General features: G+C 65.5%; 15 protein-coding genes. All 15 read left to right on the top strand.

The features are described from left to right. Window positions 1-615 precede the first annotated feature (615 nt). The 15 genes from CXY80_RS20070 (at window position 616) to fusA (ending at window position 16,961) form a co-directional block, all read left to right on the top strand. Entirely contained in the window at window positions 616-2,256 is a 1,641-nt protein-coding gene (locus CXY80_RS20070; RefSeq protein ID WP_304466171.1) for a type IV pilus twitching motility protein PilT, read from the top strand. After that, window positions 2,256-3,485: a type II secretion system F family protein gene (locus tag CXY80_RS07040; RefSeq protein WP_158251593.1), complete on the top strand. Its 1,230-nt coding sequence runs from the start codon at window positions 2,256-2,258 to the stop codon at window positions 3,483-3,485. The genes CXY80_RS20070 and CXY80_RS07040 overlap by 1 nt, the downstream gene beginning before the upstream one ends. Before the next feature lie 301 nt (window positions 3,486-3,786). After that, window positions 3,787-4,257, top strand: coding sequence for a type II secretion system protein (locus CXY80_RS20520; RefSeq protein WP_092451179.1), 471 nt, complete (start codon window positions 3,787-3,789; stop codon window positions 4,255-4,257). Between the two features lie 95 nt (window positions 4,258-4,352). Next, window positions 4,353-5,726, top strand: coding sequence for a prepilin-type N-terminal cleavage/methylation domain-containing protein (locus tag CXY80_RS07030; RefSeq protein WP_158251592.1), 1,374 nt, complete (start codon window positions 4,353-4,355; stop codon window positions 5,724-5,726). Continuing rightward, window positions 5,723-6,403, top strand: coding sequence for a type II secretion system protein J (locus CXY80_RS07025; RefSeq protein WP_104132063.1), 681 nt, complete (start codon window positions 5,723-5,725; stop codon window positions 6,401-6,403). Before CXY80_RS07030 ends, CXY80_RS07025 begins: the two co-directional genes overlap by 4 nt. Then, complete coding sequence (locus CXY80_RS07020) at window positions 6,400-8,265, top strand: hypothetical protein (protein WP_233195093.1); 1,866 nt, start codon at window positions 6,400-6,402, stop codon at window positions 8,263-8,265. Before CXY80_RS07025 ends, CXY80_RS07020 begins: the two co-directional genes overlap by 4 nt. Window positions 8,266-8,329: 64 nt before the next feature. After that, window positions 8,330-9,424, top strand: a complete 1,095-nt coding sequence (gene pilM, locus CXY80_RS07015) for a type IV pilus assembly protein PilM (RefSeq protein WP_104132062.1) — start codon at window positions 8,330-8,332, stop codon at window positions 9,422-9,424. Further along, window positions 9,421-10,089, top strand: coding sequence for a hypothetical protein (locus tag CXY80_RS07010; protein ID WP_104132061.1), 669 nt, complete (start codon window positions 9,421-9,423; stop codon window positions 10,087-10,089). The genes pilM and CXY80_RS07010 overlap by 4 nt, the downstream gene beginning before the upstream one ends. Before the next feature lie 2 nt (window positions 10,090-10,091). Continuing rightward, window positions 10,092-10,778, top strand: a complete 687-nt coding sequence (gene pilO / locus CXY80_RS07005; RefSeq protein WP_104132060.1) for a type 4a pilus biogenesis protein PilO — start codon at window positions 10,092-10,094, stop codon at window positions 10,776-10,778. A gap of 87 nt (window positions 10,779-10,865) precedes the next feature. After that, window positions 10,866-11,969, top strand: a complete 1,104-nt coding sequence (locus CXY80_RS07000) for a hypothetical protein (RefSeq protein WP_104132059.1) — start codon at window positions 10,866-10,868, stop codon at window positions 11,967-11,969. Window positions 11,970-12,010: 41 nt separating this feature from the next. Continuing rightward, entirely contained in the window at window positions 12,011-12,619 is a 609-nt protein-coding gene (locus tag CXY80_RS06995; protein WP_158251591.1) for a DUF6121 family protein, read from the top strand. A gap of 54 nt (window positions 12,620-12,673) precedes the next feature. Further along, entirely contained in the window at window positions 12,674-13,432 is a 759-nt protein-coding gene (locus CXY80_RS06990; protein WP_104132057.1) for a spermidine/putrescine ABC transporter substrate-binding protein, read from the top strand. 435 nt (window positions 13,433-13,867) lie between these two features. Then, window positions 13,868-14,242, top strand: a complete 375-nt coding sequence (rpsL, locus tag CXY80_RS06985) for a 30S ribosomal protein S12 (RefSeq protein ID WP_035834602.1) — start codon at window positions 13,868-13,870, stop codon at window positions 14,240-14,242. After that, a complete protein-coding gene (gene rpsG / locus CXY80_RS06980; protein WP_092107221.1) occupies window positions 14,242-14,712 on the top strand; it encodes a 30S ribosomal protein S7 in 471 nt (156 codons plus the stop codon). Before rpsL ends, rpsG begins: the two co-directional genes overlap by 1 nt. A gap of 134 nt (window positions 14,713-14,846) precedes the next feature. Further along, window positions 14,847-16,961, top strand: coding sequence for an elongation factor G (fusA, locus tag CXY80_RS06975; protein ID WP_092451163.1), 2,115 nt, complete (start codon window positions 14,847-14,849; stop codon window positions 16,959-16,961). Window positions 16,962-16,977 lie beyond the last annotated feature (16 nt).

Here is a 16,977-nt window from a genome sequence, read left to right as displayed (position 1 = left end):
ATAACTATCGAAACTCTGTCACCATTTTATGCAGGGCAGATTCGGGCGATTGGAATGGCGTCCCGATCCACAAACAGCGTGCGCGGGCACGCCGGGCCCATATTGCGAACAGCGGGCCCATGATCTATCGTGGGCCCGCTGTTCGGGCCCGGGCCCGGGCCCGGGACCGGGCCCGGGACAAAGTGCAGGGTGTGAAACGCGGCAAGGGGGGCATGGAGCAGGACGAGGCCCCACGGACACTGCGGGGCGGCAGGGCAAGAGTCTCGGCGCACAGCGAGAGTCCACTGAACGCTGCGGCGCTCAGCGAGAGTCCACTGAACGCTGCGGCGCTCAGCGAGAGTCCGCTGAACGCTGCGGCGCTCAGCGAGAGATCGGGAAAACAGTGACATACCGGGTGCAGACCCCCAGATCGCGGGACTACCGAGCCGGCAGTCGCGTCGTTAGCGTTACGGCTTACGTAGACCTCGGCGAACACGACTTACCCTCGTAGCGCCAAGCCTGCCAGCCTCGGTCACCGCACCCTCGATGACCGGTCGTCTTGCCCCGAACAACCAGCGCGGCCGTGTCTTTCGCGGCAATCAGTACCCGACGCCATTGCTTTGCGAGAAGGATCCCATGGACGACCCGAAAATGCCCCCGTCGCCGACCGACAATGCGGGCAGGCACGAGACCCCCGCGGCGAGCGACGCCATCGACTGGCACCCCGTTTCGGCCCGCGATGCGCTGGACGAGAGCCGCCCCGGTGAGGTGCAGGTGCTGCCCCAGCTCCGTGCCCGCACCCGGTCACTCGCCGACGCCACGACCGGCACAGTGCCGGAGCAGCGCCACGTCCATGCCGCGCCGTTCGACGAGGAGCCACCGTTGCCATCCGCCGACCAGCCTCAGCCGGTGCACCCGCTCGAGCCGGCCGATAAAGCGCTCGGTCCGATCGACGCTGACCTGCTCGCGGCGCTCGAGTGTGTCGTCGCGCAGCACGGTTCCGACCTGCACGTCACCGTGGGGTCCCCGCCGAAGATCCGCCGGGACGGGGGTCTGGGCTCGATCGACAATGCGCCGATCTGGTCGGCGGAGAAGGCGAGCCGGGCGATCCGCAGCATCCTCTCTGCCCCGCAGCAGAACATCTTCGACCGCGATCACGAGCTGGACTTCGCCTACACGCTGCACGGCGCAGGCCGGAAAGCCAGCCGGTTTCGGGTCAATGTGCACCAGCAGCGGGGAACGCCCGGGGCGGCCTTTCGACTGATTCCGAGCGAGATCCAAGACCTCAAGTCGCTCGGTATCCCCGAGTCCGTGGCCGAGTTCGCGCAGCTTCCCCGCGGGCTCGTGCTCGTGGCGGGGCCGACCGGCTCGGGAAAGTCGACCACCCTCGCCGCGCTCGTCGACCTCGTCAACAGCACGCGGGCCGACCATATCGTGACCGTGGAGGATCCAATTGAGTTTCTGCACGCGCACAAGAAGTCAGTGGTGACCCAGCGCGAGGTGGGAGCGGATACGGCCAGTTTCGCATCCGCTTTGAAGCACGTGTTGCGGCAGGACCCCGACGTGATTTTGATCGGCGAGCTGCGGGATCTCGAGACAATTCAGGTGGCGCTGACCGCCGCCGAGACCGGGCATCTCGTCTTCGCGACCCTGCACACGCAGAGCGCGGCCCAGACCGTCGACCGCATCGTGGATGTTTTTCCGCCGCACCAGCAAAACCAGGTGCGCGCGCAACTGGCCCAGACGCTGCAGGGAGTGATCTGCCAGGCCCTGGTCAAGTCGGCGACCGGCATCGGGCGTGTGGCGGCCACCGAGAATCTCGTGACGACTCCGGCGATCGCCAACCTCATTCGCGAGGGCAAGACACACCAGATCGAATCGATGATGCAAACCGGGCGCGAGCGTGGCATGCACACCCTGGATCAGCACCTCGCCGAACTCGTGAACAGAGGACAGGTCACGCGCCAGGCCGCGCTGGAGAAGGCCCAAAACGCCGTGGGACTCGAGAAACTCATTCGTCGCAGCGACACGCCAGGACAGACCGGCGGCTTCTCGTTCGCCGCCGATCCGGGCTTCGTGGAGGCCGGTTTCGCTGCGGCTGGACTTGCGCCGGCGGGATTTGCGCCGTCTGGATTTGCGGAGAAGCCGTTTGTCGAGCCCAGCTTTAGGCAGACCAGCTTTCGTGAGGCGGCGGCCGGCCTGCCCGGCGCGAACGGCGTGGCCGCGGCGGACAGCCCGACCGCTGCGACCGCTGACCTCGCCCGGTCGGCGAGCTGATGTCGACCGCCGTCGCTTTTTCTTACACCGGGCGGGACACCGCCGGCAAGAACGTGAAGGGGCAACTCGATGCCCTGAGTGAGTCCCAGGTGGCGTCCCGGCTGAACACCCTGGGTATCGCCCCCATCTCGATCGCCCCGGTCGTGCCGGGAACCGGGCTCGGGCGGTCACTGACTCTGTCGGTCTTCGCGCGCGGAGTGCGCCTGAAGGACCTCGCCATCATGAGCCGGCAGTTCGCCACCATGATCGGGGCCGGGCTGTCGCTGCTGCGCGCCCTGAGCATCCTCACCGAGCAGACCGAGAGTAAACCCCTCGCGGCTGTGCTCGCCCTGGTCCGCGACGACGTCGAAGCCGGGCAGTCGATCTCGGAGTCGCTCGCGAAGCATCCGCTGACCTTTCCGCCGATCATGGTGAACATGGTTCGCGCCGGTGAGACCGGCGGCTTTCTCGACGGCGCGCTGAACTCGATCGCCGAGAACTTCGAGAAGGAGGTCAAGCTGCGCGGCACCATCAAGTCGGCGATGACCTACCCGGTGATCGTGCTGGCAATGTCGTTCGCCGCCGTGCTGATCATGCTGATCTTCATCGTGCCGATCTTTCAAGACATGTTCACCGGCCTGGGCGGCGCCCTGCCGCTGCCCACCCAACTACTCGTCACCCTCTCGGAATCGATGATCTACGTTGTACCGATCGGCGCGGTGCTCGGCGTCGCCTTCGCCCTCTGGTGGCGACGCAACAAACACACCGAGGCCGTGCGCCGTCGACTCGACCCGTTGCGGCTGAAACTGCCGGTGTTCGGGTTGCTGCTCAAGAAGATCGCGGTGGCACGGTTCAGCCGCAACTTCTCCAACATGCTCGGCGCCGGCGTCCCCATTTTGCAGGCGCTGAAGATCGTGGGGGAGACCAGCGGCAACTGGGCCATCGAAAATGCGTTGACCGAGGTCGGCGAGGCGGTGCGGCGCGGAAAGTCCGTCTCGGAGCCGCTGCTCGAACACCCGGTCTTTCCGGCCATGGTCGTGCAGATGATCGCCGTAGGAGAGGATGCCGGAACGCTCGAGTTGATGCTCGACAAGATCGCCGACTTCTACGACCAGGAGGTGCAATCTGCCACCGAGCAGCTCACCGCCATGATCGAACCGCTGCTGATCGCCTTTCTCGGCGTCGTCATCGGCGGCATGGTGATCGCCCTCTACCTGCCCATCTTCAGCATCGCCAGCATGATCAAGTAAGCCAGCACTGCCCTCGACCCCGCCTCGCGGGTCGAGACGCTGGCGTAAAGCGTGCCGGCTTCTCGACCCGCGGTGTGGGGCGTTTGGTGTGCCCGCGGAGTGCGAACGATCCCGTTGTGGGGGTGGGTAATACCCAAAATCACCCTCACTTGTGGGTCGTGCGGAAGAAAAATGGCCCCCTAATCTGAAGCTCCGATCGCACCCTCGGTCGCCAAGAAACACAGCACGTAAGAAACACGGAACCACGAGCCCTTACCCGGCTCGCTTTGTACGGCCCACTTCCAACCCGAATGGACACACCATGATTATTCGCCTGCTCGCTTCACTGAACCAGCGCCGCGCACGCTTCACCGAGAACCAGAAAGGGTTCACGTTGATCGAGCTGCTCGTCGTCGTAATCATCATCGGCATCCTCGCCGCCATCGCCATCCCGGTGTACCTCGGCGTGCAGAACAACGCCAAGGACGCAAGCGTCAAGAGCGACCTCGCCAACGCCAAGACCGCGATCATCGCGCTGCAGACGGAAGCCGGTGAGATGGTGGACGACGCCACTGCGATTGCTTCTATGCCGGGCATTGTCAATTATGGCTACACCGACGGCCCCAACACTGAGTCGATCGGATACAAAGTACTCACAGTCGCGGCAACTGGCGATCCCACATTCTGCATCGGCGCCACGAGCTCGACAGCAGCGAAGTTCTACGTGACCGACCTCCTGGGTATCACCAACGATGCAACGGACGCAGCACCGACCGGTTGCGTCTTCGAGTAACAGCCCCACCGGCGTGAGCCGGGGCCACCCCTTCGGGCCGCCCCGGCCACCCGGTTCTGCAACACCTCGACCTGATTCTCGCGAAGGAGGCCCTCGTGCACGCTCCAAAACAGCTCAGCCTGGGCCGCCGCCTCGCCCGAAACGACGACGGCGTCAGTCTCATCGAAGTGCTCGTGGCCATGCTGATCTTCGCCATTATCGCCGTCGGTGTCGGCTACGGACTCGTCACCTCCCTCTATCTCGGCAACGACGCACGGTCCCGCGAATCGGCCGTCAACCTGGCCGCGCAGGAGATCGACCTCGCCCGCTCGGCCGGAAACGTATTCGCCGTGCTCGAAAGCACCAGCACGGTCGTACAAAACGGCACGACCTTCACCCTGCACCGCTCCACCGACTGGGAAACCACCACCGGTGCCGACGGCAACTGCGGTTCCGGCGGCGGCCAGCTGCGTTACCGCCGCGTCAACGTCACCGTCACCTGGGATAGCATGCGCGCCACGACTCCGGTCGTGCGCGCCGACAGCGCACTCGCCCCCGGCAGCCGCATCAACGATCCAGCACTCGGCACCATCCTCGTGTCGGTGCTGACCGCCTCCGGCAGCGGCGCCGCCGGCGTGGCCATCTCCGCAGCGCCGGGTGTCGTCCCGAACGGCGCTGCGATGCTCAGCGAGGCACCAGCGGCAACGGATGCCGAGGGTTGCAGTTATCTGCTCAAGGTGCAGCCCGGCACCTATGACGTCACCGTCTCCCGCCCCAACTTCGTCGACAAAAATCAGGCGACCAGCGGGGCGCAGACGGTCGGCGTCGCGGCCGGACGAGCGGCATCCGTCGCCTTCGCCTACGATCTGGCCGGAACGGTCACGGCCCACTACGGCACCAACTATTCGGAGGGCACGACGCTGCTGCCGAGCAACCTGAGCACCACCTTTCGCAGCGCGTACGAGCCCTACGCAGCTGTCAACCCGAGCAGCGCGAACGTGCAGACCTTTCGACTGCACCCGTTCGGCTATGAGGTCCTCGCCGGCCGTTTCATAGCGGCTACCCCGGTCGCCCCCGGCTGCGTATCGGTCGACCCTGCTGCCTGGACCACCGCGGCCGCCGATGGGGCCATCGGCACCGCGGCCGCCTCCATCGGTATCCTTCCCGGCGGCAGTGCCACCGTCGACGTGCCGCTCGGCGTGCTGTCCGTGACCGGCCTGGCCGGGCAATTCTTGCGGGCCGAGACGACGACCGCCCCGGCCGGCAGCGGAGATCCGGGCTGCGGAGTCGCCACGACCTACAACTTCGGGCAGCTCCCCGCCGACGCCACGACCCAACTCGGCCTGCCGTTTGGCTCCTGGACCTTCTTCTCCGGTGCCGCCAGCGGCTCCGAGACGACGCCCGTGCCCGCTGCAAACCTCGCCGTGCTCACCCGGGGCGTGGCCGCCGGCGGCGTCGTCACCCTCGACCCGCGAGCGGTGGCGCCATGATGCCGTCCCGCACCAACGAGGCCGGTCTGTCGCTGGTCGAGCTGCTCGTGGCGATGCTGCTGCTCGGCGTGTTCATGACCATGATCTCGAGCCTCTATCTGAGCGCCTCCCGCTCGCTCGGCCAGGCCAAGCTGCTCACCGCGAACACCCGGCAGGTGTCCAACGGCATGAACGAGGTCGCCCGGGTCATCCGTGCGGCCACCGAGAACCCGGTGTCCGGGCATCCGCTGCCCGACCCGGCCCTCGTCGAAGCGACCCCGGAAGTGGTGATCCTCTATGCCTACGTCAACCTCGGCATGCCCACCCAACAGCCGGTGAAGATTCGCCTGTCCCTCGACGCCGACCGGCGACTGGTCGAGACCCGCTGGGCAGCCACCGCCCTCAGCGGCGGGTATTTCGGGTTTTCCGGCGAGCCGGAATCGTCGCGCATCATCGCCGAAACCGTGGCGCCGGGCGACCCCGGCACATTTCTGTTCGGCTACCGTGACGCCGCCGGCCTGCCTCTGCTCGGCTCGGGGGGCGACGGCAGGCTGCTCACCAGTACCGAGCTACGCAGCGTCGCATCCGTTTCGGTGAATCTCACGGTGCAGGCCACCGTGACGGATGCCCGCAGCGCGGTCACCCTGCACAATACCGTCGGCATGCCCAACGTTGCCGTCGCGGCGGGGGCGTCATGAGCGCCTACCCGTTCTGGCGCCCCTCCCGGCGCCGGAGCACCTGGACGCCCCGAAAGCGATTCGCGTTGCTGAGCGTCTTTCGTCGCCTCATCCGCCGAGAACCGGACGAACGCGGCGCCGCCCTCGTCGTCGTGATCGGCCTCGGCCTGCTGCTGCTCACCCTCATCGCTACCGCGATGACGTTCTCCGTCAGCGGCAGCCTCAAAGCCTCGAGCGACCAGAACTGGAACGGCGCCATGGCCGCCGCCTATGCCGGTGTGGCCGACTACGAAAGCCGCCTCGCCAACGACAACACCTACTACCGGTTCGGCAACCCGGCGGCAAGCTTCAGCGCGGGCAGCACAGTCACTGCGCCCTCGGCGGCCACCGAGAACCCGGCATTCGGCCTCGGCACCGACGGCGCCTGGGACACCGTCACCGGCAGCGACGGCACCGCGTCTTTCCGCTACGAGGTCGACAACGCGGCCTATGCGTCGTCGGGAGTGTTGCGCATCCGCTCCACCGGGCGGGTGGGAGCCGTGGCCCGCAGCATCGTCGCCAATATCCGGCAGGACGGCTTCATCGACTACCTCTACTTCACCGTGTATGAGATGCAGGACCCGGCGCAGAGCGGAATCACGACGTCCGGCTGCGCCGACACCTACGCCTGGGCCGGTCGGCCGATGCCCTCCGGCGGCACGAGCGTGTGCGGCGACATCGCCTTCGGCAGCAGCGACGTCGTCAACGGTCCGGCGCACTCCAACGACACCATGCGCATCTGCGGGGCCACGTTCAACGGCACGATCACGACGGGCGATCCGGGAGCGCCCGGTGCGAATTACCTCAAGAAAGCCTCCGACGGCAGCGACTGCTCTGGGCAGGTTTTCAACGGCGGCCAGCCGACGACCAGCCCGGTCATCGCGATGCCGGCTACCAACATGCAGCTCAAGCAGGAAACCCGGACGGACGCCGGTATCGACGCTCCGGGTTGCCTCTACACCGGCCCGACCAGCATCGTACTGAACAGCTCGGGCACCATGACCATCCGTTCGCCCTGGACCAAGAAGACCCGCATCGTCGGGGACCCGGCGACGTCGGGCAGCACGCCGGCGGCCTGCGGCCTGCCGGGAACGGCCAATGGCCAGCTTGGCTCGACGGCCGGCGCCACCGTCCCGGTGTTGAACGCGAACCTGCTCTTTGTCCAGAGCGTTCCGGGCGTCGTCACTGATCCGAACTATATGAGCAGCACCGACTGGCCCAGCGGCCAAAGCGCGGCCACCTGCTCCGTCGGCAACGGTATCGGCTTTCCCGTGACGCATGAAACCGCGCCAAGCGCCCGGTCCTATGACTGCCGCAAGGGGGATGCCTTCGTGATGGGCACCCTGGACGGCACGATGACCATCGCCACCGACAACTTTCTCTACGTCACCGGCGACATCATTTATTCGGATGCATCCACCGACGTGCTCGGGCTGGTCGCGCAGAATGCCATCTGGGTTTGGAACCCGTACTGCGACAGTACGCATGGGGAGGTTTGCCCGGGGGTTGGCCTCGGTGAAGGTGGCGCCATCCTGCCTGACAATCGGCGCATCGACGCGGCCATGCTCTCGCTCGACCACACCATTCAGGTGCAGAACTACGATCGCGGCGGCAATCAGGGCGTGCTGACCATCAACGGGTCGCTCGCCCAGAAATATCGCGGCTCCGTGCGAATGACCAACAGCGGCGGCGCCAACGGGTACAGCAAGAACTACACCTACGATCCGCGCTTTCGCTACATTGCGCCGCCCAAATTCCTCTCACCGGTGTCGGCCCGCTACAGCGTGAACCTGCTGGTTGAAGTGAGTTCGGCGTTCACCGCGCGGGGAGCGACGATTCCGTAATGACCGGCCGCGCCCAGCATCCACTCGTCAGTTCACCCATCCCTATTTATAAGGAGCACTTCTCGTGGCTCAGAGCATCGTCGGAATAGACATCGGCACCGCGCACCTGCGCGCCGTCGAGGTGCGGGGTCCCGGCAAGCCCCGGCCGATGCTGCTGCGCTATCACGAGGTGTCGCTGCCGCCTGGAGCCGTCATCGCCGGCGAGGTGATCGAGCCGAATACGGTGGCCGCCGCGCTCAAAGCGCTGTGGTCTGGCGGTGGGTTCCGTTCCCGCCAGGTAGTACTCGGCATGGGCAACCAGCGCGTGCTGGCCCGCGACCTGAGCGTGCCCAAAATGTCGCTCGCGCGCATTCGACAAGCGCTCCCGTTCGAGGTGCAGGACCTGCTGCCGGTACCGGTCGCCGACGCACTGCTCGACTTCTATCCCATCTCGGAGTCGACGACCGAGCACGGCCAAACCGTGAACGGGCTGCTCCTAGCGGCCGTCAAGGCGGCCGTCGTCGCCAATGTCTCCGCGGTACGTCTGGCGGGACTCAGAACCATCGACGTCGACCTGATCCCCTTCGCGGTCAGCCGCCTGCTGGTCACCCGCCCCGGCATCGACGGCGTCGTGGCCGTCATCGACCTCGGCGCGACGACCACGAGCATCGTGATCACCCGCAACGGTGTACCCCAGTTCGTGCGCATCATCCCCACCGGAGCCAACGATCTCACCCAGGCTCTCAGCGACGGTTTGCAAACGGATGCCGCCGCCGCCGAGCAGCTGAAACGGCGCGTCGGTCTGCCGGCCGCGACCGAATCGTCCGCCGCCGCAGTGCTGTTCGCCGCCGCAGTGCCGGATTCCAGCCCGATCGAGGCGGCCGCCGCCCGCATCATTGCGGACACCATGCACGACCAGCTCGGCAGCATCGTCAACACGCTCAGCTACTTCGCCAACACCCGGCCGAGCGATCCAGTGTCGGCCATCATACTCAGCGGTGGGGGAGCCGAGCTTCCCGGCCTGGCCGAGGCGGTCTCGAAATTGACCCGCCTCGGCGTGACCCGGGGGGATCCGCTCGCAACGGTGGGTCTCGCATCCGTTATCGATGCTCAAGCGCTGCGGCTGAGCAGCTCCGCCTACACCGTGGCCCTCGGCCTCGCGCTCGGGCGTGCAGCATGAGACGAGCTTCGAACGACGATGTGCCCGTCATCGGCGGCGACCAACGGGTCGACCTGCTGCCGCCGGAGGTGCGAGCCGAGCGGCGCGGCCAGCGGCAACGGCGCAGCCTCGCCCTCGGCGTCACGGGCATCGCCGTGCTCGTCGCCCTCGGAGTCGGCGCGTCAACAGCGCTCGCGCTGAGCGCCCAAACCAAACTCGCGACCGAGCAGGCCCGCACCGAAACCCTGCTGACCGAACAGGGCAAGTACTTCGCCGTGCGGTCGTTGCAACACCAGATCGCGCTGAGCGAGGCGGCGCAGCAGCTGGGCGCCTCGACTGAAATTGACTGGAAGGGCTACCTCGACGCAGTGCAGGGCACCCTGCCGAGCAGCGTCGCGATCGGCACGGTACAGGTGGATTCGGCGACCCCGCTCGCGGCATACACCCAGGCGACCGCACCGCTGCAGGGACTGCGGGTGGCGACCGTGTCGTTCACCGCGACGAGCGCCGTGCTGCCGGACATTCCAGCCTGGCTGAACGCGCTCAGTACGCTCGACGGCTTTGCCGACGCGCTGCCGGGCTCGGTCTCGCTCGACCAAAACTTGGGCAGCTATACCGTTACCATCACGATGCACGTCAATGACGTGGCGTTCGCGCACCGCTTCGACCCGCCGAAAAAGGACTAGCCATGGACAAGAACAAGCTCTGGCTCATCGGTTCGGTGCTGGTGACGAGCGTCATCGTCGTTCTCGGCGTGCTTCTCGGAGTGCAGCCGCAGCTGGACAGCATGAACGCCGCCGACGCGAGCCGGGCGGCCGTGCAGAGTACGAATGCCGGGCACGTCGCCCTGCTCGCCCGCCTCAAGCACGACTTCGAAGACCTGGACGCGCTGACCGCGACGGCTGAGGCGCTCGCCGAATCCGTGCCGAGCGGCTCGGCCATGCCGGCCTTCGTTGACCAGCTCGACGCCCAGGCCCAGGCGGTGGGCCTCACCCTCACCGGAATGACCGTGACCGAGGCGCAGGCCTATGTGCCTTTGCTGCCCGAGGTTCCGGCGGCTGCGACTTCTACGGGGTCGGCTGCGCCGGATTCAGAAGGCGCGTCTGCGGCGGCTTCTTCGGCCGCGGCGGCTGCAACGCCAGCGCCCGTCGCGCTGATCACGGAGAGCAACTTCGCCGCCTTCCCGCTGCAGATCACCGTGACGGGAACCTACGCCCAGGTGCTTGAATTCGTGGCCAGTCTGCAATCCGGGAGCCGGTTGTTCCTCGTGCACGGGCTCGATACCGCGCAGGCCTCCGGCGAAGAGACCTTGGTGGACGCGACCATCTCTGGACTGGTGTATTCGCTGGTAGCGGCGACGACATCCGTTGGATAATGGCGCGGCACGCCGAGTCTCCGTGGCATTTGCCGTGCCCTTGGTACAATAAAGGCCAGTCACGGCGAAGGCCACGAGGAGTTCAGCATGAGCGACAACACGCCACTTGACGGCAAGAAGAATTCTGAAACGGATGCAACGGCGTCGCCCGACGAGACCGCTCGCGGGCATGCCGTGCCGGAGCCTGCAGAAGTACTTTCAGCGGAGGCAGCTTCGCCTGAGCCGGTGCAGGAGCCCCTCGTCATCGACTATGACGCCATCAACGCCAACCTGACCGCGGCCGAACGTGCCGATGCCGCGACCGCTTCGGCGAACTCTCGCAACCTGTCGCCGATGTCGACGGCCGAGCCGGTTGCATCGGCTGACGTTGACGCCCCGAGCCTCGCCGACGACTACGCCGACTCCTATACTCCGGCGGCCACCGTGTCGGCCCGGAGCACGGCCATCGATTCAGAACCCGTGGTCACCCCGTCGGCTCTTCTCGTTGTCGGAACGCCCGCCGCCGCTTCCACTGTGCCGGTCGATGACGTGCCGGTCGATGACGTGCCGGTCGATGACGTGCCGGTCGCCGCGCCGGCGCCTGCTGCTCCGGCTTACGCCGCGCCCGCAGCCCAGTCGCCGATCTACGTGCAGGCGCCGACCAAGCCGCGCCTGCGCAGCAACCGGGGCGGTGGCATCCTGATCGCCTTGCTCGCCACGGTGGTTTTCGCCCTGCTCTACGCTGCAGCAGCCTTCATCATCATCGGAGTGACCAGCACCAGCGTCGCCGCGACCGTGACCGGGTTCACCACCTTTGCCGCACTGCCGGTCTTCTACATTCCCATCCTGTTCTTCTTCCTCGCCTATGTCGGACTGATCGCTCTGGTCAACCGGGGCGGCTGGTGGGCGTACGTGCTGTTCGGATTCATCGTCGCCGTCGTCGTCTACTTCTCTTACATCGGCGGGGCGCTGCTCGGCCTCGTCTTCGATGGAACGGCCGACACGGTCGGTGCCGCCGACCTCAGTCGCTTCGTGTCCTCGCTCTGGCTGAACCCGGGCGCGATCGCCGCCGGACTCATCGCCCGCGAGGTTCCGATCTGGGCCGGCGCCTGGATCGCCCGTCGCGGACGCCGCGTCACCGCCCGCAACCTTGAGGCCCGCACCGAGTACGAGCGCCTGCTCGCCGACGGCCCCCACCCCACCCGCCCGTAGCGTTCTGTTTTTGGCCCCGACCGTGGGGCCAGTTTAGAAACTTGGCCTGGGTTCACAGGGTGGGCCCGGTCTTCACGCCAGCCGCGGCATCCGCTTCGCTGCACCGTGTGCGGCGGCTCGCGCTGCGCCCGCGGGCCTACGCTAGAGCCATGCGGGAATACCGAAAGTACGCGATCACCATGGCGGCCTTTTCGGTCGTCCTCTATGTGGCCCTCATCGTGGCGTCATTCGGGGTGCTCAGCCTGCTGCTCAATCGCGACGTCATCAACGAAACGGATGCCGGTGCCCTCCTCGGCCCCCTCATGGTCACGACCGCGGTCCTCGCCCTGGTCTGGGTCATTCTCTCCGCAGTGCTGCGCTCGCCCGAGCGCCTCACCCAGGTGCCGCCGCTGCCGATCTTCCTCGCCGGAGTCGCTGCCTACCTGACCTATTGCGTCTTCGGGGGAGTCTTCTACAGCCTCGGCGCCGGCGAACTCTTTCGCTCGGTAATCTTCATCGGCGGCGAGATGACGAGCCCCTTCGCGATCTCCGTCGCGGTCTGCGGCTGGCTCATCGCGTTTCTCTACTTCGTCGTGCTGCTGGCCAAGCCCGACGGATCCGGCACTCCCGAGTGGCCCTGGCAGAAGGACGACGACAACGAGCCCCGATGATGGGGTCGTTCGTGTCCCCTCGCGGGTAACGCCGGTCGAGTACCCTTGTGCAGTATGGAAGGGTCCATCGAATCGCGCGTCAACCATGAGGTTGAGAACTGGCTGCGTTGGATCACCCGGTGGCGGCCCGCAACGCACCGCGGCCGCGCACGGCTTTGCCGTCAGTGCTTCGGCTCGCCGATCATCGCGTCGGCCGGACTTGCCGTCGACGTGCCCCACGTCGTGCAGCACGCCCTCTCAATGCACATGAAGATCGTCATCGACGCATCGGTCGATGAATACACCGAGCGCAACCTCCCGCTGCTCGCGCACGAACTCAACCTGAGCGAGCGCCGCCAATCCGCGCAGGCGTATCGCCCGGCCGAAGGACTCGAGCCGGAATTTCGCGGCCTCGACCTTGACCCGCAACCGGCAGCGGATGCGCCCTACCTCTTCACCTTCAGCGAGCTCGCCGGCCTGGAACCCCCCGACTCACCGCCTGCGGCCCCCAAGCCTGCCGCCCCGGGCAGTGATTTCGAGTCCGAACCCGGTCAAGGTCCCGGCCGGAACCCCCAGGCCGACCACGACCCAGACGAAACAGCAAAGGAGCGCCTCCCGCCGCTCACCCCCGAAGAAAAGGCCGCCCTCCGGGTAGAAATCGGCCTCGCCGACGAGTTCGCCACCCAGGTCGGCCGCCGGGTCTGTGCCCAACTCCGGCAACAGCAGTCTCGCCTGCTCGCCGCGATCGCCGAGCACGTCGAGCCCCAGGTGCAGGCCCTGCTCGCCGACCTCGACAGCACCCTCGACTCCCCGCTCTGGCCGCGCAATCCCTAGCCGAGCCCGCGCATCCGCTCTGATACGAGAAGCAAATACCGACCGGGCCCGGGCCGGGAAACTGGGCCCACGATAGATCATGGGCCCAGCGACCGGGCCCAGGCCCGGGAAGTAGAAGTGCAGGAGAAGGGGCGCGCGGCGGCACCTGCGACGCGGGGCACAACCCATTTGACCGTCAAGGCCCCGCCGGGCTAGAATTACCCGGTGTGCGCTTTGTCGTGCGCCTGAATTATGCCCTCCTGAGAGCACAGGCCGAGATTCCACACATGTAGGGCTGGTCGAAGGCCATGCCCCCACGGCATACCCACCAAAACACGCGCGAGCAATCGTGTGGGTTCAAGCGGGTCCAGATGAACTCGACCTAACTCGCAAGAGCTAAGTCGAATGCTAACCATCACAAAGCTGTCACCGTGCAGCAATATCAAGGAGTATTTAGTGCCCACCATTCAGCAGTTGGTCAGGAAGGGCCGTAGCCCCAAGGTCACCAAGACCAAGGCTCCCGCCCTGAAGTCCAACCCGCAGCAGCGCGGCGTTTGCACCCGCGTCTACACCACCACCCCGAAGAAGCCGAACTCGGCTCTTCGCAAGGTCGCCCGCGTCAAGCTTTCCAACGGCACCGAGGTCACCGCCTACATTCCCGGCGAGGGCCACAACCTGCAGGAGCACTCCATGGTGCTCGTGCGCGGAGGCCGTGTTAAGGACCTCCCCGGTGTGCGTTACAAAATCATTCGCGGCGCACTGGACACCCAGGCCGTCAAGAACCGTAAGCAGGCACGTAGCCGCTACGGCGCAAAGATGGAGAAGAAGTAATGCCCCGTAAAGGACCCGCTCCCAAGCGCCCTGTCATTGCCGACCCGGTTTACGGTGCACCCATCGTCAGCCAGCTCGTCAACAAGATCCTTCTCGATGGCAAAAAGGGCCTCGCCGAGCGCATCGTTTACGATGCCCTCGCCGGAGTGTCCGCCAAGAACGAGCTGGATGCCGTTGTCACGCTGAAGAAGGCACTCGACAACGTCCGTCCGACCCTCGAGGTGCGTTCGCGCCGCGTCGGTGGTTCCACCTACCAGGTTCCGGTTGAGGTCAAGCCGCACCGCGCCAACACCCTGGCGCTGCGCTGGTTGACCAGCTACGCCAAGGCGCGTCGCGAGAAGACCATGACCGAGCGTCTCACCAACGAGATCCTCGACGCGAGCAACGGCCTCGGTGCCGCTGTCAAGCGTCGTGAAGACACTCACAAGATGGCTGAAGCGAACAAGGCCTTCGCTCACTACCGCTGGTAGCTAGCTCCATCGAGCATTCCTGATCAGCTGTTCAGGCGCGTGTCGGCATAGTCGGCGCGCGCCTGAACACAGCTGAGAAGCGGATGCTTACGGCCCTGTTCTGCATTTCCACCCCTACCCGCTGGAGGACCCCCGTGGCACTTGACGTGCTCACCGACCTGAGTAAGGTCCGCAATATCGGCATCATGGCTCACATTGATGCTGGCAAGACCACCACGACTGAGCGCATCCTGTTCTACACGGGTGTCAACCACAAGATCGGCGAGACCCACGACGGCGCCTCGACGATGGACTGGATGGCGCAGGAGCAGGAACGTGGCATCACGATCACCTCCGCTGCGACGACCTGTTTCTGGGACAACAACCAGATCAACATCATCGACACCCCCGGACACGTGGACTTCACCGTGGAGGTGGAGCGTTCGCTCCGCGTCCTCGACGGTGCTGTTGCCGTGTTCGACGGCAAGGAGGGCGTTGAGCCCCAGTCCGAAACCGTGTGGCGTCAGGCCGACAAGTACGACGTTCCCCGCATTTGCTTCGTCAACAAGATGGACAAGCTCGGCGCCGACTTCTACTTCACGGTCGACACCATCATCAAGCGCCTCGGCGCCAAGCCGCTGGTCATCCAGCTGCCGATCGGTGCAGAGTCTGACTTCGAGGGTGTCGTTGACCTCGTTCAGATGCGCGCACTGACCTGGCGTGGCGACTCCAAGGGTGACGTGGAGATGGGCTCGAAGTACGCCATCGAAGAGATCCCCGCCGACCTCGTCGAGAAGGCTGCTGAGTACCGCAAGCTTCTGCTCGAGACCGTTGCCGAAACCGACGATGACCTCATGGAGCGTTACTTCGCCGGCGAAGAGCTGACGGTTGCCGAGATCAAGGGCGCCATTCGCAAGCTCACCATCAACAGCGAGATCTACCCGGTTCTCTGTGGTTCTGCATTCAAGAACCGCGGCGTTCAGCCGATGCTCGACGCTGTCATCGATTACCTTCCGACGCCGCTCGACGTGCCTGCCATTGAGGCACACGACCCGCGCGACGAAGAAAAGGTCATCATGCGTCACCCCGACGCCGAGGAGCCCTTCACGGCTCTCGCGTTCAAGGTTGCGGTGCACCCGTTCTTCGGTCGCCTCACCTATGTTCGCGTGTACTCGGGCCGTCTCGACTCCGGAGCCCAGGTCATCAACTCGACCAAGGGCAAGAAGGAGCGCATCGGCAAGATCTTCCAGATGCACGCCAACAAGGAAAACCCGGTGGCCTTCGTGACCGCCGGTCACATCTACGCGGTCATCGGCCTCAAGGACACCACCACGGGCGACACCCTGTGCGACCCGAACGCCCAGGTCGTACTTGAGTCCATGACGTTCCCTGACCCGGTTATCGAGGTCGCGATTGAGCCGAAGACCAAGCAGGACCAGGAAAAGCTGGGCCTTGCCATTCAGAAGCTCGCCGAAGAAGACCCCACCTTCCGTACCGAACAGAACCAGGAAACTGGCCAGACGGTAATCAAGGGAATGGGTGAACTTCACCTGGACATCCTGGTCGACCGCATGAAGCGTGAATTCAACGTTGAGGCGAACGTCGGCAAGCCCCAGGTCGCGTACCGCGAGACGATCCGCAAGGCCGTCGAGCGTCACGACTACACGCACAAGAAGCAGACCGGTGGATCCGGCCAGTTCGCGAAGATTCAGATCGCGATCGAGCCGATGGAAATCACTGCTGAAAAGTCGTACGAGTTCCTGAACAAGGTCACTGGTGGCCGTATCCCGCGTGAGTACATCCCCTCGGTGGATGCTGGAATTCAGGATGCGCTCCGCGTAGGCGTCCTGGCCGGCTACCCGATGGTGGGCGTTCGAGCCAGCCTGCTTGACGGCGCTGCGCACGACGTTGACTCCTCGGAGATGGCGTTCAAGATTGCCGGATCGATGGGCTTCAAAGAAGCCGTTCGTAAGGCGAACCCCGTTCTGCTCGAGCCGCTGATGGCCGTCGAAGTTCGTACCCCTGAGGAATACATGGGTGACGTAATCGGAGACCTCAACTCGCGTCGTGGGCAGATCCAGACCATGGAGGATGCGCAGGGCGTGAAGGTAATTCGCGCTCACGTTCCACTGTCGGAGATGTTCGGATACATCGGTGACCTGCGGTCGAAGACCAGCGGCCGTGCGGTGTACTCGATGACGTTCGAGAGCTATGCGGAGGTCCCGAAGGCTGTTGCCGACGAGATCATCAACAAGAACAAGGGCGAATAGCCCTCTATTCTGGCCT

The organism is Cryobacterium sp. M91 (assembly GCF_002929615.1).
GTDB classification, from domain to species: Bacteria; Actinomycetota; Actinomycetes; order Actinomycetales; family Microbacteriaceae; genus Cryobacterium; species Cryobacterium levicorallinum.
This window is presented reverse-complemented; position numbering and strand designations above follow the sequence as displayed.